The 19,307-nt window shown below is 74.6% G+C and carries 19 protein-coding genes; 11 read left to right on the top strand and 8 right to left on the bottom strand.

Annotated features, from left to right (window positions below; all coding sequences use genetic code 11):
- Positions 1-56 precede the first annotated feature (56 nt).
- The gene (locus DSM104299_RS20160; RefSeq protein WP_272473448.1) at positions 57-614 is read left to right on the top strand and encodes a carboxymuconolactone decarboxylase family protein; all 558 of its coding nucleotides are present in this window, start codon (positions 57-59) and stop codon (positions 612-614) included.
- 10 nt (positions 615-624) lie between these two features.
- Here the strand turns inward: DSM104299_RS20160 and DSM104299_RS20155 are convergent, their stop codons facing one another.
- Positions 625-1,260 carry a hemerythrin domain-containing protein gene (locus tag DSM104299_RS20155; RefSeq protein ID WP_272473447.1) on the bottom strand — a complete coding sequence of 212 codons (636 nt, stop codon included), beginning with the start codon at positions 1,258-1,260 and terminating at the stop codon, positions 625-627.
- A gap of 122 nt (positions 1,261-1,382) precedes the next feature.
- On the opposite strand from DSM104299_RS20155, the gene DSM104299_RS20150 reads away from it, so the two are divergent.
- Positions 1,383-1,817 (top strand): MarR family transcriptional regulator, encoded by a 435-nt coding sequence (locus DSM104299_RS20150; RefSeq protein ID WP_272473446.1) that lies wholly within the window; start codon positions 1,383-1,385, stop codon positions 1,815-1,817.
- Here DSM104299_RS20150 and DSM104299_RS20145 read toward each other — a convergent pair.
- On the bottom strand, positions 1,786-3,075 hold the full coding sequence (locus DSM104299_RS20145; protein ID WP_272473445.1) for a cytochrome P450: 1,290 nt from the start codon (positions 3,073-3,075) through the stop codon (positions 1,786-1,788). The two genes, DSM104299_RS20150 and DSM104299_RS20145, sit on opposite strands and share 32 nt — an antisense overlap.
- Before the next feature lie 254 nt (positions 3,076-3,329).
- Here DSM104299_RS20145 and DSM104299_RS20140 point away from each other — a divergent pair, with 254 nt between their 5' ends.
- The 5 genes from DSM104299_RS20140 to DSM104299_RS20120 all read left to right on the top strand — a co-directional run bounded on the left by DSM104299_RS20140 (position 3,330) and on the right by DSM104299_RS20120 (position 6,840).
- Positions 3,330-3,731, top strand: coding sequence for an RNA polymerase sigma factor (locus tag DSM104299_RS20140; protein WP_272473444.1), 402 nt, complete (start codon positions 3,330-3,332; stop codon positions 3,729-3,731).
- 42 nt (positions 3,732-3,773) lie between these two features.
- The gene (locus DSM104299_RS20135) at positions 3,774-4,118 is read left to right on the top strand and encodes a DoxX family protein (RefSeq protein ID WP_272473443.1); all 345 of its coding nucleotides are present in this window, start codon (positions 3,774-3,776) and stop codon (positions 4,116-4,118) included.
- Positions 4,119-4,239: 121 nt separating this feature from the next.
- Positions 4,240-5,148, top strand: coding sequence for an NADP-dependent oxidoreductase (locus DSM104299_RS20130; RefSeq protein WP_349294466.1), 909 nt, complete (start codon positions 4,240-4,242; stop codon positions 5,146-5,148).
- Positions 5,149-5,155: 7 nt separating this feature from the next.
- Positions 5,156-6,067, top strand: a complete 912-nt coding sequence (locus DSM104299_RS20125; RefSeq protein WP_272473441.1) for an SDR family NAD(P)-dependent oxidoreductase — start codon at positions 5,156-5,158, stop codon at positions 6,065-6,067.
- Positions 6,064-6,840: a class I SAM-dependent methyltransferase gene (locus DSM104299_RS20120; RefSeq protein ID WP_272473440.1), complete on the top strand. Its 777-nt coding sequence runs from the start codon at positions 6,064-6,066 to the stop codon at positions 6,838-6,840. Before DSM104299_RS20125 ends, DSM104299_RS20120 begins: the two co-directional genes overlap by 4 nt.
- A 217-nt stretch (positions 6,841-7,057) precedes the next feature.
- On the opposite strand, the gene DSM104299_RS20115 is transcribed toward DSM104299_RS20120, so the two are convergent.
- The gene (locus DSM104299_RS20115) at positions 7,058-8,158 is read right to left on the bottom strand and encodes an alpha/beta hydrolase (RefSeq protein ID WP_272473439.1); all 1,101 of its coding nucleotides are present in this window, start codon (positions 8,156-8,158) and stop codon (positions 7,058-7,060) included.
- 85 nt (positions 8,159-8,243) lie between these two features.
- Positions 8,244-9,644: an MFS transporter gene (locus tag DSM104299_RS20110; protein WP_272473438.1), complete on the bottom strand. Its 1,401-nt coding sequence runs from the start codon at positions 9,642-9,644 to the stop codon at positions 8,244-8,246.
- A 145-nt stretch (positions 9,645-9,789) separates the two neighbouring features.
- Here DSM104299_RS20110 and DSM104299_RS20105 point away from each other — a divergent pair, with 145 nt between their 5' ends.
- The gene (locus DSM104299_RS20105; RefSeq protein ID WP_272473437.1) at positions 9,790-10,632 is read left to right on the top strand and encodes a mycofactocin-coupled SDR family oxidoreductase; all 843 of its coding nucleotides are present in this window, start codon (positions 9,790-9,792) and stop codon (positions 10,630-10,632) included.
- Here the strand turns inward: DSM104299_RS20105 and DSM104299_RS20100 are convergent.
- The 3 genes from DSM104299_RS20100 to DSM104299_RS20090 are packed head-to-tail and all read right to left on the bottom strand — an operon-like array spanning position 10,629 to position 15,014.
- Entirely contained in the window at positions 10,629-11,114 is a 486-nt protein-coding gene (locus DSM104299_RS20100) for a hypothetical protein (RefSeq protein ID WP_272473436.1), read from the bottom strand. The two genes, DSM104299_RS20105 and DSM104299_RS20100, sit on opposite strands and share 4 nt — an antisense overlap.
- A complete protein-coding gene (locus DSM104299_RS20095; protein WP_272473435.1) occupies positions 11,095-11,940 on the bottom strand; it encodes a substrate-binding domain-containing protein in 846 nt (281 codons plus the stop codon). The genes DSM104299_RS20100 and DSM104299_RS20095 overlap by 20 nt, the downstream gene beginning before the upstream one ends.
- 59 nt (positions 11,941-11,999) lie before the next feature.
- Positions 12,000-15,014 (bottom strand): AfsR/SARP family transcriptional regulator, encoded by a 3,015-nt coding sequence (locus DSM104299_RS20090; RefSeq protein WP_272473434.1) that lies wholly within the window; start codon positions 15,012-15,014, stop codon positions 12,000-12,002.
- Positions 15,015-15,132: 118 nt separating this feature from the next.
- Between DSM104299_RS20090 and DSM104299_RS20085 the strand changes: the two genes are divergently transcribed.
- The 3 genes from DSM104299_RS20085 (at position 15,133) to DSM104299_RS20075 (ending at position 17,652) form a co-directional block, all read left to right on the top strand.
- Positions 15,133-15,771 carry a hypothetical protein gene (locus DSM104299_RS20085; protein ID WP_272473433.1) on the top strand — a complete coding sequence of 213 codons (639 nt, stop codon included), beginning with the start codon at positions 15,133-15,135 and terminating at the stop codon, positions 15,769-15,771.
- Positions 15,772-15,801: 30 nt separating this feature from the next.
- Entirely contained in the window at positions 15,802-16,578 is a 777-nt protein-coding gene (locus DSM104299_RS20080; protein WP_272473432.1) for an IclR family transcriptional regulator, read from the top strand.
- A 63-nt stretch (positions 16,579-16,641) separates the two neighbouring features.
- Entirely contained in the window at positions 16,642-17,652 is a 1,011-nt protein-coding gene (locus DSM104299_RS20075; RefSeq protein WP_272473431.1) for a fumarylacetoacetate hydrolase family protein, read from the top strand.
- Here DSM104299_RS20075 and DSM104299_RS20070 read toward each other — a convergent pair whose 3' ends face one another.
- On the bottom strand, positions 17,653-19,224 hold the full coding sequence (locus DSM104299_RS20070) for an AMP-binding protein (RefSeq protein WP_272473430.1): 1,572 nt from the start codon (positions 19,222-19,224) through the stop codon (positions 17,653-17,655).
- Between the last annotated feature and the right edge of the window lie 83 nt (positions 19,225-19,307).

Below are 19,307 nucleotides of genomic sequence, written 5' to 3'. Positions count from 1 at the left end.
CAACCGCGTCAGATGGGTATTTGTCGGCCCACAGGCGCCGACGTAACGTCCGCGGCATGCGCAGTGACGCGGTCCAGCCGCTCGATCTCGCCGACCTTCCCTCACCGCTCAGGGAGCGTCTCGCGCCGCGGGTCGACCGGCTCGGCTACCTCGGGGCGTTCTTCACGCACGCCGGTCACCAGCCCGACGCCCTGCTGCACTTCTACGAGTTCACCGAAGCGCTCAAGGCCGTGCTGCCCGAGCGCGTCGTCGAGATCATCGCGCTGACGATCGCCGGCGACACCGGCAACGCCTACGAGCGCATCCAGCACGAGCGGCTGGCGCTGAAGATCGGGATGGACGCCGACGAGGTCCGCTCGCTCTCGCACGGGACGCTGCACGCGTTCCCGTCGTTCTCACCGGCCGAGCGCGCGGCGCACGCGCTGGCGACGTGCGTCACGCGCCGGTTCGGCAGCGGCTGCGAGCCCGCGTTCCTGCGCCTCAAGCGCGTCGTGGGCGACGAGGTCGCGGTCGCGTGCCTGCTGCTCGCGGGCCGCTACGTGGCCCACGCCACGGTCGCCAACGTGTGGCGTCTGCAGCTGCCGGTCGAGTCGCCGTTCGCGGCCGCGGACTGACCGGCGCCGCTCAGGCGCCGGCCGCCCACGGTCCGCTGCGGCGGTAGCGCGGCTCCCACACCAGCCGGTTGAGCACCTTGACGGGCGCGGGGAGGACCGAGAAGAACTGGCGGCGCTTCTCCGCCGTCGCGCCGTCGACGATCCACGGCACGTAGACGGCCGCGCCGCTCAAGCCCTGGGCCTTGGCCATCGACTTGCCGAAGCTCTTCCAGTCCTTCTCGGTCAGGACCTCCTGGATGAGCGGGAGCGCGCTCTGCTCCTCGTGCTCGAAGTGGGTGTCCAGCGCGGCGGTGAGCTCGACGAGGCGATCGTTGAGCGCGTCGCCCGACATGGTGGTGAACGCGTCGTCGGTGGCGGTCAGCAGCGGGTCGAGGACGGCGTGCTCGGCCTCCATGTCCTCCAGCAGCTTGCGGCGGTCCGGACGGTCGCCGATGGCCTGGTAGAGCCGCGGCCAGAGGTCGTCGTCCTCCACCGTGTGGTGCAGGTGCAGCTGGGCCTTGAAGTTCTCCCAGCCCTTGCGGACCGCGGGCGTGTCGGCGCGTCGCGTGGACGCGGCGGACGCCAGCCGGCGCACGTCGCGCCGCAGCGCGTCGTGCGTGACGTACATCATCGTGAAGTCGATCGGGTCCTTGTCGGTGGCGCTCATGCCGTGTCTGTTCCTCGGTGGGGTGGATCGCTAGGATCTATTACGCAAATCAGATAATACGAAGACCGTATCATATGACTTCCAAAGAAAAAGCCGTCTCGACGGCCACGATCAAGAGCACGATGCGTGCGCTGAGCATCCAGCTGTCGCTGCTCAACCACCAGGTCGGTGCCCGGGTCGACCTCCGCCAGGTCGACCTCAACTGCCTGGACCTGATCGTGCGCGAGGGGCCCCTCAGCCCGACCGCGCTCGCGCGCCGCGCGGGACTGCACGCGGCGACGATCACGGGCATCCTGGACCGCCTCGAGCGCGGCGGTTGGGTGGTGCGGGAGCGCAGCGCGCAGGACGGGCGGGCGGTCGTCGTCCGCGGGCTGGGCCGGCGCAACGGCGACCTCGTCCGGCTGTACGGGGGCATGAACACCGCGGTCGACGAGATCTGCGCGTCCTACACGGCCGCCGAGCTGGAGCTCGTGGCCGGCTTCCTGGCGCGCGCCGCGACGGCGGGGCAGACGGCCACCGCCGAGCTCACGCAGCCCAACGGACGCGCAGGCGCTTGAGCCCGCGCACCGTCACCGCCGGCTTGTACTCCAACGGCTGGTCGGCGACGACGCGCAGGTCGGGCAGGCGGCGGTAGAGCTCCTGCAGCGCGCAGCGCGCCTCGAGCCGCGCCAGCGGCGCGCCGGAGCAGAAGTGCCGGCCCAGCCCGAAGCCGAGGTGGTCGTCGCGGTTGGCGCGGTGCAGGTCGAAGGCCAGCGGGTCGTCGAACACCGCGGCGTCGCTGTTGGCGCCGGCGACGTTGAGCAGGACGGGGGAGCGCGCCGGGATCGTGACGCCGGCGACCTCGACCTCCGCGGTGGTGACGCGCAGCAGGTTGTTGACGACCGCCAGGCGGCGCAGGCCCTCCTCGACCGCGTTGTCCCAGAGGTCGGGGTCGGCGCCGATCTCGTCGAGCAGCTCGGGCCGGTCGCCGAAGAGGCGCACCAGCTGGCTCATGAGCCCGGTCGTCGTCTCGCTGCCGGCGACGGCGAGGCCGACGATGTGCCCGAGGATGTGGTCGTAGGACATCGCGGGCGTGCCGTCGTCGTTGGTCGCCTGGAGCATCGCCGACGCGAGGTCGTCGCGCGGGTTCGCGCGACGGTCGTCGAGGTAGGCCTTGAACGCGGGGTAGGCCTCGGCCACGCGCAGGTAGCGCTCCTCGAGGACCTCGACCGGCGCGGGGAGCTGGGTGGGCTCGTCGTCGGCGCCGAACTGCTGGAGTGTCATCAGGCCCTGCAGGTCGTCGATCCACCCGCGGAAGCGCGGCAGGATCTCGGCCGGCATCGCCGCCATCCGGACGATGACGCCGGTCGTCAGCTTGTGGAAGTAGTCGCCGACGAGATCGCATTCGCCGCGGTCGGCGAAGTCGTCGATCAGCTCGTTGGCCAGCTGCCGGATCATCGGCTCGGACTGGGCCACCAGCGGCCGCGTGAACGCCTTCTGGGTGCTCTTGCGATGGACGGTGTGCTCGGGCGGGTCCATGTTGATGATGGCGTGGGCCATCAGGTTGGACAGGATCTCGCGCGTCTGCGCGGGAACGCGCGTGTCCTCGGGCAGCGGCGCCACGCGCAGCACGCGCGAGGAGAACGTCTGCCAGTTCTTGAAGGCGGCGGTCACGTCGGCGTGGTCGGTGAGCACCCAGCACCGCAGCGGCTCGTAGAAGAAGACGGAGTGCTGGCGCGCGCCCTGCCAGAACGTGTGCGGGTCGGCGAGGAAGTCCTGGGAGAACGGGTCGAACCCGGCGGGGGCCGGAGGCCTGATGGGCGTGTCGGTGGTCATCGCGCTTCCTCCTCGGAGACAGTGCGCCGACCGTATGCCGGCCCGTGGGGCGGCGACCAATACGTATTGGTCGCCCGACGCATAGCCGCCCGACGATGCCGTCCGCCCCGGTGTCGCACTCTGCCGCCCGCGTCCGTCATGTGATCGAGGCGTGTTGACGACGACGAAGGAGCCAGCAGTGCGCTACGCGATCCTGATCCACGAGCGGCCCGGCCGGTACGACGGCCCTGGACAGGCCGCCGAGGGCGCGCAGCGTGAGCGCGGAGGGCCGCGCGGCGCTGGACCGCGCGATCGGCCTGCAGGGCCGCGGGCCCTATGTCCTCCAGGCGGCCATCGCGTCGCTCCAGGCCGAGCGGCCGGTCGACTGGCCGCAGGTCGCGGCGCTCTACTGCGAGCTCGCCACGCTGTCGGGTTCGCCGGTGGTCGAGCTGAGCCGCGCGGTCGCGGTCGCGGAGGCCGGCGATCCCGCGGGCGCGCTGGCCGCCGTGGACGCGTTGGAGCTCGGCGACTACCGCTACGTCGACTCGACGCGCGCCGAGCTCCTGCGCCGGGTCGGGGACGTCGACGCGGCCGCCGTGGCCTACACGCGGGCGATCGAGCGCGCGCTCACCGAGCCCGAGCGGCGGTTCCTGGTGCGGCGGTTGGCGGAGCTGTGACGCCGGTCGTCCCCATCGCCGGCCGCCGTTCGTCTGCGAAGCATGTCAATCGCCTACGTCATCGTCGCGTCGATCACCGCCCTGTTCAACTACTACGCCGCCTACCTGGACTTCACCCATGACGCCTCGGTCGTCGCGGTCGCCGAGCGCGTGCGCGTGTCGACCAGGATGATGGTGCCGTTCGGCATCCTGCTCGCCGCCGGTGCGACCGGCCTGGTCGTCGGGTTCGCCGTCCCCGCGCTCGGGACGGCGGCCGCGATCGGCCTCGTCCTGTACTTCGTCTGCGCGCTGAGCGCCCATGTCCGCGTCGGCGACCGCGGGATCCGCGACGCGCTCATGTTCCTGACGCTGGCCGTCGCGACGCTCGTCCTGGGCCTGGCCGCATAGCGCACCACGTATGGGTCGGTGGCGCAAGAGCTGTTGGAGGATGGCACCCCGGCCGAATAGGTTCGCCGGCGGTCCGGGTCGCCTTGCGCCCCGCCGTCCCCGACAGGAGAGCGTGTCAACGATGCGAGCTGTGAGCTTCGCCGCCTTCGGCGGTCCCGACGTCCTCGAGCTGGGCGAGGTGCCGGCGCCCGAGGCCGGCGACGGCCAGGTGCGCGTCGCGGTCCGGGCCGTGGGCGTCAACCCGATGGACATCAAGATCCGCAGCGGCGGGATGGAGCGCCTGTTCCCGACGCCGCTGCCCAGCACGCCGGGCTCGGAGGTCGCGGGCGTCGTCGACCAGGTGGGCGACGGCGTCAGCGGCGTCGCCGTCGGCGACGAGGTCCTGGGCTGGAGCGCGACGGGCGCCTGCGCCGAGCACGCCCTGCTCGGCGTGTTCGCGGGCAAGCCGGCGACGATGCCCTGGGACCAGGCCGCGGCGCTCCCCGTCGCGGGCGAGACCTCGCGGCGGATCCTCGACGCCATCGACCTCCAGAAGGGGGAGACCGTGCTGGTGCACGGCGGCGCCGGCGGCGTCGGCACCGTGCTCGTCCAGCTGGCGCGCGAGCTCGGCGCGAGGGTCATCGCGACCGCCGGCGAGGCCAATCACGACTACCTGCGCTCGCTCGGGGCGGAGCCGGTCATCTACGGCGACGGGCTCGTCGACCGTGTCCGGGCCGTCGCGCCCGACGGCGTGGACGCCGCCGTCGACGTGGCGGGCCGCGACGCGCTCGACGCGTCGATCGCGCTGACCGGCGGGACCGATCGGGTCGTCACGATCGCCGACGGGCGCGCGCGCGAGATCGGCGTCCGCTTCCTGATGGGGCGGCCCGACGACCGCGACGCCGCCGCGCTGGCGGAGCTCGCCGAGCGCTGGGCCGGCGGCGGGCTGAAGCTCGTCACGACCACGTTCCCGCTCGACGACGTCGCCGAGGCGCACGCGGTGAGCGCCGCGGGCCACGTCCGCGGCAAGCTCGTCCTCCTGATCGGCTGATCGCGTCATGACGGGCAAGTTGGAGGGGAAGGTCGCCGTCGTCACCGGCGCCGGCGCCGGGATCGGCCGCGCCTACGCCGAGGCGCTCGCGGGCGAGGGCGCGAGTATCGTGGTCAACGACGTCGCCGGCGCGGACGCCGTCGCGGCCGACATCGTGGCGCGCGGCGGAACGGCGATCGCCGACGGGCACAGCGTCGCCGACTACGACGGCGTGGCCGCGACGATGGCGGCCGCCGTCGAGCGACTCGGCGGCCTCGACGTCGTGATCGCGAACGCCGGCACGGTGCGGCCGGCGCTGGTCCACGAGACCGACGAGCCCGACTGGGACTCGGTGGTCGGCGTCAACCTCAGCGGCACGTTCAACTGCCTGCGGCACGCGGCGCCGCTGATGGCGGCGCGGGGTGGCGGGAGCATCGTTACGGTCGGTGACATCTCGACTGCGCTGCACTACCCGCTCATCGGCACCCATCGCGCCGCGAAGGCGGCCAACGTCGTCCTGTCGCTCTACGCCGCCGACGAGCTGCGCGGCGACAACATCAACGTCAACGTCATCATGCCCGGCAACACGGCGACGGCGATGGCGCGCACCTACGCGGCGAGCCTGGACGACGAGCGCCGCACGCGCTTCCTGACCAACGTGCGCGCGCACTACGGGGTCAAGGGCGAAGCGCCGCAGGGCGGCCCGTCGGAGGCGGCGTCGGTGCCGCCCTTGGGCGTGTTCCTGTGCACGGACGCCGGGCGGTCGATCACGGGCCGCGCCTTCGCGATGAACGGCGACCGCATCGGGTTGGTCGTCGCCCGTGAAGAGGTGACCTACCTCGGCCCCGACGCCGGGCCCGGCTGGTCGGTCGACGAGCTGTCCGAGCGCGTCCCCGAGTGGCTCGCAGGGCTGCCGGAGAGCCTCGTTCTCTGCCCGTGACCGACGACCGCGCGCGGGCGGTGCGGTACGACGAGTTCCTCGGAGCGATCACGCGCCGGTTCGTCGGGGCGGTGGTCGCCGCCGCGTCGGTCGCGCCCGGCGAGGTCGTCGTCGACCTGGGCGCCGGCCTCGGGCGCCTCGGGTGGGCCGCGCATCTGGCGGGGGCGACGGCGATCCTCGTCGAGCAGTCACCGGACATGCTCGAGGCCGCCCGCGCCCGCCATCCCGAGCTGCGGGCGGTGTGCGCCGCGGGCGAGGCGCTGCCGTTCGCCGACCGGTCGATCGACGCGGTCGTCGCGGGCTTCTTCCTCAACCACCTCGACGACCCGGCGGCCGGGTTGGCCGAGATCCGGCGCGTCTTGAAGCCCGGCGGCCGGCTGGCGGCGACCGTGTGGGCCGATCGCCTGGCGGCCCGGCACAACAGCGTGATCGTCGAGGCCGTCGCCGCCGTGCATCCGGAGGCGGTGTCCGCTCGCCCGCCGTCGGACGCGGGGGCAGGGCCGCGGATGCTGGCGGCGATCGCGGCGGCCGGCTTCGCCGACGCACAGGCCGAGCTGCTGGCCGCCACGACACGGGTGTGGTCGGCCGCGCACCTGCTCGAAGGCACGCGGACGACGACCTGGGACAACGCCGCGCTGATCGAGGCGGTGCCACCCGCGCGCGCCGGTGCGCTGGAGGCCGAGGTGCGCCGCCTCGTCGAGCCGTATCGGGACGGCCCCGGCTTCGAGCTGCCGGCGAGCGCGGTCCTGCTCACCGCCCGTCGGCCGGGGTGACGAGGTCGCGCCTCGGCGCGTCCGAGCGCAGCGACCGGCGGACAGCGCGCTCAGACCGGGCGCACCCGGGTCGATCCTCCTGCTGTGCAGGACGCCCGGTGCTGACGTCGCCGAGGGCGCGGCGCTGGCCGAGCGATTGCGCTCCTCGCAGTGCGGCTGGCCGCCTGAGGCCGCGCCAGCCGGCGGCTGAGCTGGCGCTGGGAGACCGATGTCGGCGTCAGGGAGCGAGGCCCGCGCCGACGAGCCAGGCGAGCGTCCCGGCGTCGGCGACCGGCGCCGTCTCGTGCAGCTGGACGTCATGGCCGGTGGCCGGCACGATCAGCGCCTGGAGGTGTGCCGCCGGCGCGTAGTAGGGCCGCTCGGCAGCGAGCACGCTGTCGCGCGTGCAGTCCGCCCCGTCCGGCGGGCCGCAGAACAGGCCGTCGTGATCGCCGAGCACCAGCAGCGTCGGCGCCCGGAGCGCGTGGGACGGGGCCAGCGCGGGATCGGCCGCCTGCTGGCTCGCCGCGTCCGACAGCTCCGTCAGCGACATGGTGTCCTTGGTCGCCTCGTCGATCGCGATGGCTTCGGGGCTGGCCGTCGGCGCGTAGTAGAAGTCCGCGGCGCGCGTGCCGGGCGCGGTCGTGACGTAGCCCGGGTCGAGGCCCGCGAAGCGCGGGTCGGTGGCGGCGGGCACGAGGCTGCCGGCGAGCTGCGCCGCGCCCGACGGCTTGCTCGCGTGCAACAGGCCGGTCAGCACGAAGCCGTCGACGTCCTGCCAGCTCGAGGCCTCCGCCCACGCGTAGATCGAGCCGAGCGAGTGACCGACCCAGACGACACGGGCGAAGCGCTGGCCGGCGAGCGAGCCGTCGCGCAGCTTGGCGATCACGTCGTGCAGGTCGGCGGCGCCGTTGGCGAGCGACACGGCGCTGCTGTCTGGACGGCTGCTGGCGCCGGTGCCGAGTCGGTCGACGGCGAACGTCGCGTAGCCGGCGCTCACCGCGCGCGTGACGTAGGAGAGGCGGCCGTCCTCGGCCGGCGTGTCCCAGTAGCCGTTGTTGTAGGTCGCGCCCGAGACGAGCAGCTGGACGGTGCGCGCCGGGCGTCCCGCCGGCTGGCAGAGGCGGCCGTGCAGCGACGCGCCGGGCGCGGGCGCCGAGACGGGGACGACGACGTCTCGGCAGCTGCCCGGTGCGGCAGAGGCGACGCCACCGCCGAGGGCCAGGACCGACGCCGTCACCAGGGCCAGCAGCGGCAGGAAGCGCGCGGTCATGACGCCGCGGGCACGGGCGCCGGCGCGGATGGAGGTTGGGCGCTCGAGCGCTCGAAAGAGGTCCATGGCTCGACCCTAGAGGCGGGCCGGCCCACGCCCAACGCGAGCGCGTGAACGCGCGGGTCACGATCCGCGATCAGGCCGGCACGCGTCACGCCTTCTGCGGCACGCGGGCCGGCTCGACGCGGCGGGCGACCACCGCGGCGGTCAGCGCGAGGACGATCGAGATGACCAGCGCGACGTGCAGGCCTCCGACGCGGTCGGAGGAGGCCAGGGCGCCGAAGAGCGCGACGCCGATCACGCTGCCGGTCTGGCGCGCGGTGTTCAGGGTGCCCGAGGCGACCCCGGAGAGCGACGGGTCGACGCTGCCGAGCAGCGACGCGGTCATGACCGGCACGACGAACCCCAGCCCCAGGCCGATCGCGACGAGCTGGCCGACGATCGCCGGATACGGCGTGTCGGGCCCGATCACCAGCAGCGCGGCCAGGCCGGCGCTGACCAGGAGGCTGCCCGCGACGATCACCCTGGCCGGGCCGACCCTCGCCGCGGTCCGCCCGGCGAGCAGGTTCCCGGCCAGGACCGCGATCGTGCTGGGGGCGAACGCCAGACCGGTCTGCAGCGCGGTGAAGCCGCGCTGGTCCTGGAACCAGAGGCTGAGCACGAAGATCAACCCGTAGAACGCAATGTTGATGATGAACCCGATCGCCGAGGTCGCGCTGAACGTCGCGGAGCGAAACAGCGCCAGCGGGAGCATCGGTCGGGCGCGCACGCGCTCGACGGTCACGAACGCCGCGCCCGCGGCGAACGCCACGACGAACCCCGCCAGGACGGCCGGGTCGGCGAACCCGCGCACACCGCCTTCGATCATCGCGGCGGCGAGCACCGCGAGCGTCGTGATCGCCGCGAGCTGGCCGACGAGGTCGACCACGCGGTCGGCGCCGCGCGGCGTCTCGGCGACGCGCCGGACGGTGAGCCCGATCGCGGCGAGGCCGATCGGGACGTTGATGAAGAAGATCGCCCGCCAGCCCAGCGTCTGCGTGAGGACGCCGCCGACCAGCGGTCCGCCCGACAGCGCGACGCTGGCGCCGGCCGCCCACAGGCCGACGGCCTTGGCGCGGTCCTGCGCGGCCGGGAAGCTGTGGTTGAGCAGCGCCAGCGAGCACGGCACGAGCGCGGCGGCCCCGGCGCCCTGAACGGCGCGGGCGGCGACGAGGGCGCCGAGGCTGGGCGCGAGCCCGCAGGCCGCCGACGCGGCGGTGAAGACCGCGAAGCCGGCGACGAACACCCGCCGGGCGCCGATCCGGTCCCCCAGCGCGCCGGCGGTCAGGATCAGCGCCGCGAAGACCACGGTGTAGGCGTTGATCACCCACTGCAGCGCGCTGGTCCCACCACCCAACGAGGCGCCGATCGGCTTGATCGCGACGTTGACGACGCTGACGTCGAGCTGCACGACGGCGAACCCGAGGCTCGTCGCCAGCAGCTGCGGCCAACGTCCTGCAAGGCCTCCGCCATCTCGTCGTCCGGAGTCATGTCGCTGCGTCCGATCTTCCATGCCCCGACGCTATGGCGCCGATGTTTCGCCCCGAGCCGAATCGTCGCGCCGGGCGGTTGGCGCGGGTTCTCCGGCGCTCGCGCTCCAGGCGTCTGGCGGATATCCGCAATTGCATTCTCCACAGCAGAATCCTATGCTCGCGCCCATGACCGAACTGATGGGCCGCGTGGCCTTCGTCACCGGCGCGGCGCGCGGCCAGGGCCGCGCGCACGCGCTCGCGCTCGCCGAGGCCGGCGCCGATCTCGTGATCTGCGACCTGGCCGACGGCGCGGACCCCTCGGCGCCGTACGCGCTGAGCACGTCCGCCGACCTGGAGGAGACCGCCGGCGCCGTCCGAGCGCTCGGCCGCCGCTGCGTCGCCGGCGTGGCGGACGTCACCGACGAGGCGGCGCTGCGGGCGCTCGTCGAGCGGGCGGTGGCGGAGCTCGGCCGGCTCGACGCGGTCGTGGCCAACGCCGGCATCGTCGGGCGGCCGGGTCCGAGCTGGGAGCTGAGCGAGGAGGACTGGGATCGCGTGCTCGCGGTCAACCTCAAGGGCGTGTGGCTGACCTGCAAGGTCGCGCTGCCCGCGCTGCTGGCCGCCGGCGGCGGCTCGATCGTCGTCATCTCCTCGATCGGCGGGCTGAAGGGCCAGCCGGGGATGGCGGCCTACGTGGCGGCCAAGCACGGCGCGATCGGGCTGACGCGCACGATCGCCAACGAGGTCGGCGCCGCCGGCGTGCGGGTCAACGCCGTCTGCCCCGGCGCGGTCGACACGCCGATGGTGACCAACCAGGCGACGCTCGACCTCTTCAGCGGCGCGGCCGCCGGCGAGGGCACGCGCGCCACGCTGGAGGCCGCCCTCGCCGGGCAGGTCCTCCTGCGCCCAGGCTTCGTCGCGCCCGCCGACGTGTCCGCGGCGGTGGTGTGGCTGACGTCCGACGCGGCGCGCTGGGTCACGGGCGCGGTGCTGCCCGTCGATGCCGGGATGGCGGCCAAAGCGGCCTAGATGGGTCGTTCCACGGGTCCCGTGCGGCCGCCGTCGGTCGTGCGCTGCGGCCCGGCGACGAAGACCGCGCTGCGGCGCCGCGCCGCGGCGCGGACGCAGCGCAGCATCAGAGGGTGCCGGTCGCTCGTGACGACGACGTCCGGCGCCGCGGCGACCACCAGCGCGTGGAGCTGGCGCCGCGGGCTGAAGCCGCCGCCGACGAAGCGCACCGAGCAGCCGGCGGGCAGCATCGCGTTGGCGGCCAGCTCGACCTCGCGCACCTCGGCGCTGAGCCGCTCGATCGTGAACAGGTAGCCCGCCATCGACGCGAACGACCGCGTCATGATCTGCGGCACGTAGGAGAAGACCGTCAGCCGCAGCGGTCGGTCGCCGCCGCACGCCAGCGCGTAGGGGAGGACCGACATGTAGGTGTCGTAGGTGACGACCGCGACGACGTCGGCGAGCCGCACGCGGCTCGGCGCGTCAACGAGCGAGGAGCGCATCGAGCAGCACCGGATCCGGCTCGAAGCCGGGATCGAAGCGCCGGCGCAGGCGTGCCACGGCGTCCAGGCCCGCGCGGGTCGGGCGCGGGTCGGCCGGCAGCCCGAGGTCGGTGAAGATGCCTCGGGCGGCGGCGGTCGCGCGGTCGGCGGCCAGGCCGCGGCCGGCCAGGAGCGCCGCCGCCCGGTCCGGGCCCCCGCGGAGCACGTCCTGGCGGCCGGCCTCCAGGGCGGCGTCGTAGGCGTCGGCGACGCCGAGGTCGGCGCGGACGAAGCAGGCGTTGGTCACGAGGTCGGGCGCGACCTCGAGGTGGCCGCCGAGGCGCGGGAGCCCGGCGCGCGCGGCGATCACGTCGAACGGGCTGTGCAGCGTCGCGCCGTCCACGCGACCCTCGCGCAGCGCCTCGAGGCGCTGGAGCGTGCCGCCGGTCGTGACGAGCGACGCCGCCGCCGGCGCGGTGCCGAGGCGCGCCTCCACGATCGCGCGCAGCACGAACGCGAAGCCGCTGTCGGGGTCGTCGACGCCCCAGCGCAGCGAGGTCGCGTCCTCGCCCGGTGCGACGCCGGGCCGGGTGTGCACGACGAGCTCGCCGACCGGCTCGACGCGCAGCAGGCGTGCGGCGACCGGCCGCGGGCCGCGGACGAAGTGGTCGGCCGAGGTGTGGACCGCGTGCAGGGCGCCGCGGTCCCACCGGGCGAGCTGCTCGCTGGAGGACGTGACCTCGCGGACCGTGACGTCGAGGCCCGCGGTGGCGAAGTGGCCGGCCTCCAACGCCTGGTAGACGGGGACGGAGTGGGCGCCTGGGAAGATCGCGACGGTCAACAGCATGTTCCGCGAGACCGTACGCGATTCTTCTATGCAGAATCAAGTCCACGATCGGAGGCACCTCAGCGCCGCAGCTGCTCGAGCAGCTGCTGCGTGGACCGGGCCGGCTCCGCGTCGAGCGCGCCCAGCGCCTCGCGGCAGCCCTGGTAGGCGCGCAGCATCCCGTCGTCGTCGCCCATCGCGGAGCGGGCGCGCATCAGCAGCCGCCACGCCTGCTCGCGGTAGGGGTCGTCGCGCAGGACCGCCTTGGCGTAGGACTCGGCGTCGGCGTACTCGCCGAGGTCGTGCGCGATCGTGCCGGCCCGCAGCCGCGCGTCGACGACGGCCGCCGCCAGCCGCCGCCGGCGCTCCGCGATCCACTCGGTCTCGCCGCCAGGCAGCAGCTCGCGCTCGCCGTGGTCGGCCAGCGCCACCCGCAGCCCCGCCAGCGCCGCGGGGCCCTCCAGGCTCGCCGCCGTGTCGAGCGCCGTGAGCAGCTCGGTGGAGTCGCTGACCAGCGCGCCGCCGGTCACCGCGACCGTCCCGTTCTCCGAGCTCAGCGCGTAGGGCGGAGGGAGCACCTCGCGCGCGCGGCTCAGCGCCTGGCGCAGGTACGCGCGCGACGAGTCGTCGGCGCGGCCGTCGAAGAGCACGTCGAGCAGCTGCGCGCGGCCGGCGCTCTGGTCGGACCGCGTTGCGAGGAAGGCCAGCAGGTCGATGCTCTTGGCGATGCGCGGTCGCGTCTCGCGCCCGTCGACCAGCAGCACGCGCCGGCCGAGGTCGCCGATCACGACGCCGCGTCGCCGCGGAGCCGACGGCCGTCCCGCGCCGCTCGCGGCCGGCCCCTGCAGCAGCGCGCGGCCGAGGTCACGCCAAGCGGCGTCGTCGCTCGGCCCGCTGTCCAGCCGCCGCGACGCGACCGCCGGGAAGTCCGCGAGGGCCTTGAGCATGGAGTGGTGCGAGCCCTGGCGCCGCGCCGCGTCGAGGGCCAGGTCGGCGGCGCGGTCGGCGGCCTCGGGGTCGCCCGTACGCCACTGGGCCTCGCTCAGGTAGACCGCCGCGCTCGGCAGCTCGAGGATGCGGTCGGCGCCGGCCATGAGCGCCACGGCGGTCGTGAGCGAGGCCAACGCCGCTGCGTCGTCCTCACCGCTGAGCAGCAGCCTGAGGCCCTGCCACAGCAGCATCTGCTCGCGGACGATGACGATCTGCTGGGTCGCCGGGTCGGCGGCCATGCGGTCGAGCGCCGCGCGGGCGCGCTCGAGGTCGCGGTCCACGCGCAGCGCGAGCTTGGCCTCCAGCGTGTCGGCGAACAGCACGAGCCGGTGCGAGCCCGTCGCCTCCAGCGACGGCCGCCGCTCGGCGTAGACCTGCCACGCCTCGTCGGCCCGGCCGAGCTCGGCCATCACCTCCATGTGGACCGACGCCGTCAGCCAGGTCGACCCCCAGCCCGAGGCCATCGACTCCTCGTAGAGCGCCAGCGCCTCGGGCAGGCGGCCCAGCGCGCGCAGCGCCGCCACCCGCCACGGCTTGTTGACGGCCGCCGCCCACGGCGACGGCGGCTCGGCGAGCAGGCGGGTCAGCCGCCCGTAGGCCCAGTACGAGCGCTGCAGCAGCGCGTCGACCGGCCCGCCCGAGGGCGGCGCGAGCTGCGCGTAGTGCCCGCCCGGCAGCTCGGTCAGCAGGACCGAGCGGGCGATGTCGACCTCCGGCCCCGGCACGGCGTCGTCGAGCACGGCCAGCCCGTCGTCGAAGCGGACGACCATCATGTAGCACCAGGCGATGAAGCAGGCCAGGCGCGCCTCCAACGGAGGATCGCCGGACCGGCGCCGGGCCCGCAGCCGGTCGGCGATCGCGGCGCCGTCGCCGTAGCGCTCCGTGCCGACGGCGACGAGCAGCTCGGCGGCCATGAGCCGCTCGGAGCGGCGCACGCGGTCGCCGCCGAACGCGTCGAGCCAGCGCGTCGCCTGCTCGAGGTCGTGGCGCTCGACGACCGCGTGGATGACGTCCTCGGCGGCGCTCGCCGCGCGGTCGGGCATGTGCGCGCGCAGCAGCGCCTCGGTCGCCTCCTCGCGCTCGCCGCGCGCCAGGAGCAGCTCGGCGTGCGCGCGGTGGATGGCGAGCTGCTCCTCGCGCGAGCGCCGGCCCAGCAGCGTCAGCAGGTACTCGCGGAAGCGCGGGTGGGGCTGGAGCACCGCGCCGCCGCCCTCCCAGATGACCGGCAGGTGCTTGCCGCGCAGGCTCGCGAGCAGCGCGCCGGCGTGCGCGACGCCCAGGGCCTCGGCGGCGTCGGCGTCGACGGCCCGCAGCACGGCCGCCCGGACGAGCAGCTCGTGCTCGGCGGGCGCCAGAGTCGACATGATGTGCTGCGCCAGGTAGCCGTGCAGCGGGTCGGCCTCGCCGCCCGATCCGTATACGTGGTCGGCCGCGCGCCAGGACTCGAACAGCACGCCGGTGACCCAGCCGCCGGTTACGCGGACCGCCGTCTCGGGGTCGATCGCGGCCCCGCCGACGGCGCGCAGCGCCTCGGCGGCCTCGTCGGCGTCGAAGGCCAGGTCGCGCTCGCCGACCGCCGCCACGCCACCCGTCCACGACGCCGACCCGAGGTCGAGCTCCACCTCCGCGCGGCTGACGAGCACGAACCGCGCCGCGCTCGGCGCGTAGCGGATCAGCGCGCTGAGCACGCGGCGTCCACCGGCGGCGTCGGCCAGGTGCTCGACCTGGTCGACGACCACGAGCAGCGGCTCCTCGGGCAGCGCGTCGGCGAGCAGCCCGGCGACCTCCTGGTGCGGCGTCCCGAGCTGGAGCGTGCTCTGGACCAGCTCCTCGGCGTCGGGGACGTGCGGCGCCAGCGCGGCGGCGAGGTAGGCGAGCAGCCGGCCGGGCGCGCGCTCGGTCTGGTCGAGCGTCAGCCAGGCCAGCGGCCGGCCGGCGCCGCGCGCCGCCTCGACGACCGCGGTCGTCTTGCCGGATCCCGCGGTCGCGGCGATCCAGACGATCTGGTGGCGGTCGATCAGCCCGCGCAGCAGCTCGTCGACACGTGGTCGCGGGACGAACCGCGTGGGGCCGCCGGGCGGCTTGAGCTTGGTGCGGATGATCACCGGCGCAGTCCAGGGGTGGGGCGACCTGCCGGGCGACACGTTACGCCTATGGTCGACGGGCTCGAGGCATTCGCTGCCGTTTCGCCTCGATTTCGGGTGCATGCTCGACCGTGGGCGCATGAGTATCTGGGTCGAGATGCAGCAGGCACACGAACGCTGGGAGCCGACGGCGCATCGGCACTGGCGCCGATGGATGGAGGAGGACGTCCCCGACGACGCGGCGGCGCGCTACGCCGTCGCGCACGCCGAGCTGCTCGATGGCCTGGCCGACGGCGGCGCGTGGCTGACGTCGGCCTACCGGTCCGACGCGCTCGCGCGCACCGCCGGCGAGGACCGCGCGCTGGCGCGGCGTTGGCGCGACCTCGCCGGGAGCGCCGGCGCGATGGCCGATCCGGCCTGGCACGCGACGCGCGAGTGTGCCGACGTGTGGGCTGGCGCGGAGGCCGGCGCGGGGCGCGTCGAGCGCCTGCTGATCCTGCACGGCGTCGCCACGCTGCGGATCGCGATCGCGACCTGCGTGCTCGGGGCGCTGGCCGACCGGCCCGAGCGCGCGCTCGACGCGCGCCGCCTGCTGCTCGACGAGGCGGCGATCGCCTGCCGCCAGCAGGAGGCGGTGCGCGCGCTGGTCGAGGGCGCTGCGCCACTGCGGGGCGCGGTCGCGGTGAGCCACGCCGAGGCGGCGCTCAGCGCCTACTGGGATCTGCTCGAGGAGCTCGCGCTCGCAGCGGTCGTGCAACGACCGCTGCTCGCCGCCTGAGCGGTCCCCGACGCCGGTAGAGTCTGGCGCATGGAATCCGCGTCTGCGACGGCGAAGCCCGCTTACCCGATCACGTCCGTCGACAACGCGCTGCGACTGCTGCTCCTGTTCCGGGAGCGGCAGTCGATCCGCGTGGCGGAGGCCAGCGACGAGCTCGGCGTGGTGCGGTCGACCGCGCACCGCCTGCTGGCGATGCTGCAGTACCACGAGCTCGTGCGCCAAGACCCGGCGACCAAGGCCTACCTCGCCGGCCCGGCGCTGTGGGACATCGGGCTGTCGGTCGTGCGCAACCTCGACCTCGTCGGCCAGCTGCGCCCGGTGCTCGAGGAGCTTGCGGCCCAGACCCGGGAGACGGCGCACCTCGTGCTCCTGCAGGGTCGCGTCGTCCGGTGCGTGGACGGCGTGGAGAGCCCGCAGGCCGTGAAGACGTCGGCGCGGATCGGGGAGACCTGGCTGCCGCACGCGAGCGCCGCGGGCAAGGCGCTGCTCGCCGAGCTGACCGAGGACCGCCTGCGCGCGCTGCTGGGCGAGGGTCCGTGGGAGCGGCCGACCGAGAAGGCGGCGGGCAGCCTCGCGGAGCTCGCGCCCGAGCTGGAGCGCGTCCGTCGCAACGGCTACGCCACGAGCTTCGGCGAGGACGAGGCCGACATCGCGTCGGTCGCCGTCGCGCAGCGCAACGGGGCGGGCGTCGTCACCTCGGCGCTCGCGGTGTCGGCGCCGGCGACGCGGCTCAACCGGCGCAACGCGTCCGACCTCGCGGCCGTCCTGACCGAGAAGGCCGCGGCCGCCGCGGCGCTGCTGGGCTGAGCGCGGTTCCGCTCGCCGGGACGGGGGCTTCCGCCGGCGCCGGCGCCCGACTACGGTCGGCCGGTGGCCGACGACGCCCTGACCGCCCCGCTGCTCAGCGTGCGCGCGCCCGACGGCCGGATCGTCGCCGCGCTGCTGGCCGGCGACCGCATGGTCGACGTCGCGCGCGCGGCGGCCGCGCTCGGCATCGCGGTGACGGTGGACGACCAAGCGCCGGGGCTGCACGCGCTGCTCGGCGCGTGGGACGCGAACCGGCCGGCGCTCGCGGCGCTGCAGGCCCAGCTCATCGCCGGCGAGGCGCAGGCGCCCTGGGACCTTGGCGCCTTCGCGGCGGGCGACGAGCGCGTGGTGGCGCCGGTGCCGCGGCCCGAGAAGCTGCTGTTCGCCGGCGCCAACTACCAGCGCCACGTCCTCGAGGACGCGGCCCGCTTCGATCCCGACACCGCGGGCGCCGCGGCCGCCGAGGCCGCCGAGCCCTACATGTTCATCAAGCTGCCGCTGTGCGTGAGCGGTCCGTACGCGCCGATCGTCCGGCCGCTCGGGCACGATCAGCTCGACTACGAGGTCGAGCTCGCGGTCGTGATCGGCCGCGGCGGCCGGCACGTCGAGCCCGAGGACGCGCTCGACCACGTCGCCGGCTACCTGCTGTGCAACGACGTCTCCAGTCGCAGCCGCACGATGCGCGCCGACTGGCCGTTCCTGAAGACCGACTGGTTCAGCGGCAAGAACTTCGAGACGGCCGCGCCGCTCGGCCCGTTCCTGCTGCCGGCCGCCGCCGTCCCGGACTGGCGCGCGCTGCGCCTGCGGCTGTGGGTCAACGGCGAGCTGCGCCAGAACGACCGCGCGGGGGAGATGACCTTCGGCATCGAAGAGCAGATCGCCTTCGCCTCGCGTCAGGTCCCGCTCCGGCCGGGCGATGTCATCGCCACCGGCACGCCGGCCGGCTCGGGGTTCCGCGACGGTCGCTACCTCCAGCCGGGTGACGTCGTCGAAGCCGGCGGCGACGGCCTCGGCGCGCAGCGCACCGCGGTGCGGGCCGAGGCGCCGGCCGCGCTCGCGGCGCGGCCGTCCTAGTTACTCGCGCGCGACCGCCGCCCGCGCGCGTGCGCGCAGCTCGTACTTCTGGATCTTGCCGGTCGAGGTCGTCGGCAGCGCGTCGAGCACCTCGACGACGTCGGGCGCCTTGAACCGCGCCAGCCGGCCCCGGACGTGGTCGACCAGCGCGGCCGGTGCGGCGTCCGCGCCCGGGTTGAGCACGACGTAGGCGTGCGGACGCTCACCCCAGCGATCGTCGGGCACGCCGACGACCGCGGCCGACAGGACCGCCGGGTGGCTGAGCAGCGCCTGCTCGACCTCGACCGTCGAGATGTTCTCGCCGCCGGAGATCACGATGTCCTTGGCCCGGTCCAGCAGCTCGACGTAGCCGTCGGGGTGCACGACGCCGAGGTCGCCCGACCGGAACCACCCGCCCGCGAACGCCTGCGCCGTCGTCTGGGGATCGCGGAAGTAGCCCTTCATGACGTTGTTGCCCCGCATGGCGATCTCGCCCATGGTGGTGCCGTCGGCCGGAACGTCTGCGCCCTCGGCGTCGAGGACGCGCAGGCGCTCGGCCGTGATCATCCCCACGCCCTGGCGCGCGAGGCGCCGGGCGCGCTCGGTGGGCTCGAGCGCCGGCCAGTCCGGCTGCCACTCGCAGACCGAGTAGGGCCCGTAGACCTCGGTCAGGCCGTACACGTGGACGACGTGGGCACCGAGCGCCTCCATCTCGGCGATGGTCGTCGGGCTCGGCGCGGCGCCCGCGACCGTGACGGTCAGCGGACCGTCGAGCAGGTGGGCCTCCGGCGCGCGGGCGATCGTGGTGAGCACGGCCGGCGCGCCGTTGAGGTGGGTGATCCGCTCGCGGGCGAGCAGCTCCCAGATCGCGTCGCCGCGCACCGCGCGCAGGCACACGTGCGTTCCGCCGATCGCGGTGACGCCCCAGGCGGTGCACCACCCGTTGCAGTGGAACATCGGCAGCGTCCACAGGTACACGGAGTCCGGTGTGTGCCCGGAGTGGAGCACCTCGCCGAGCGCGTTGAGGTACGCGCCGCGGTGCGTGTACATGACGCCCTTGGGTCGGCCGGTCGTCCCGGACGTGTAGTTGATGGAGATGGTCGCGAGCTCGTCGTCGACGCTCCACGGCAGCGGCGCGTCGCCGCCGCGCGTGCGCAGCTCGTCGTAGGCGATGCGGCCGTCGCCGGACGGCGCGCCGCCGATCACGACGACCTCGTCCACGACGCTCTCGGCCGTCTGCGGCGCGAGCTCGGCGTCGACCACGAGCGTCCGGGCGCCCGCGTGCTCGCAGATGTAGGCGATCTCCGGCGCCGACAGCCGGGTGTTGATCGCGACGAGCACGCCGCCGGCGAGCGGGACGGCGAAGTGGGCGACGAGCAGCTCGGCGACGTTGGGGCACAGGTACGCGACGCGGTCCCCCGGTTCCAGCCCGCCCGCGAGCAGGCCGCGGGCCACGCGGGTCGCCTCCTGGGCGAGCTCGCGGTAGCTCAGGCGCCGGTCGCCGCAGACGACCGCGGTCTTGTCGGGGAAGACCGCGGCCGAGCGGTCGAGGAAGCGCAACGGGCTCAGCGGTTCGAGCGACGGTGTGCGCATGCGATCACCCTCCTAGCGTTGGATTCTGAATGAAAGAATATGATACCTTCTAGCAGAATTACGCTGACTGCGAAGGAGGACCG

Origin of the sequence: Baekduia alba, assembly GCF_028416635.1 — a bacterium.
Lineage (GTDB): Bacteria > Actinomycetota > Thermoleophilia > Solirubrobacterales > Solirubrobacteraceae > Baekduia > Baekduia alba.
This window is presented reverse-complemented; position numbering and strand designations above follow the sequence as displayed.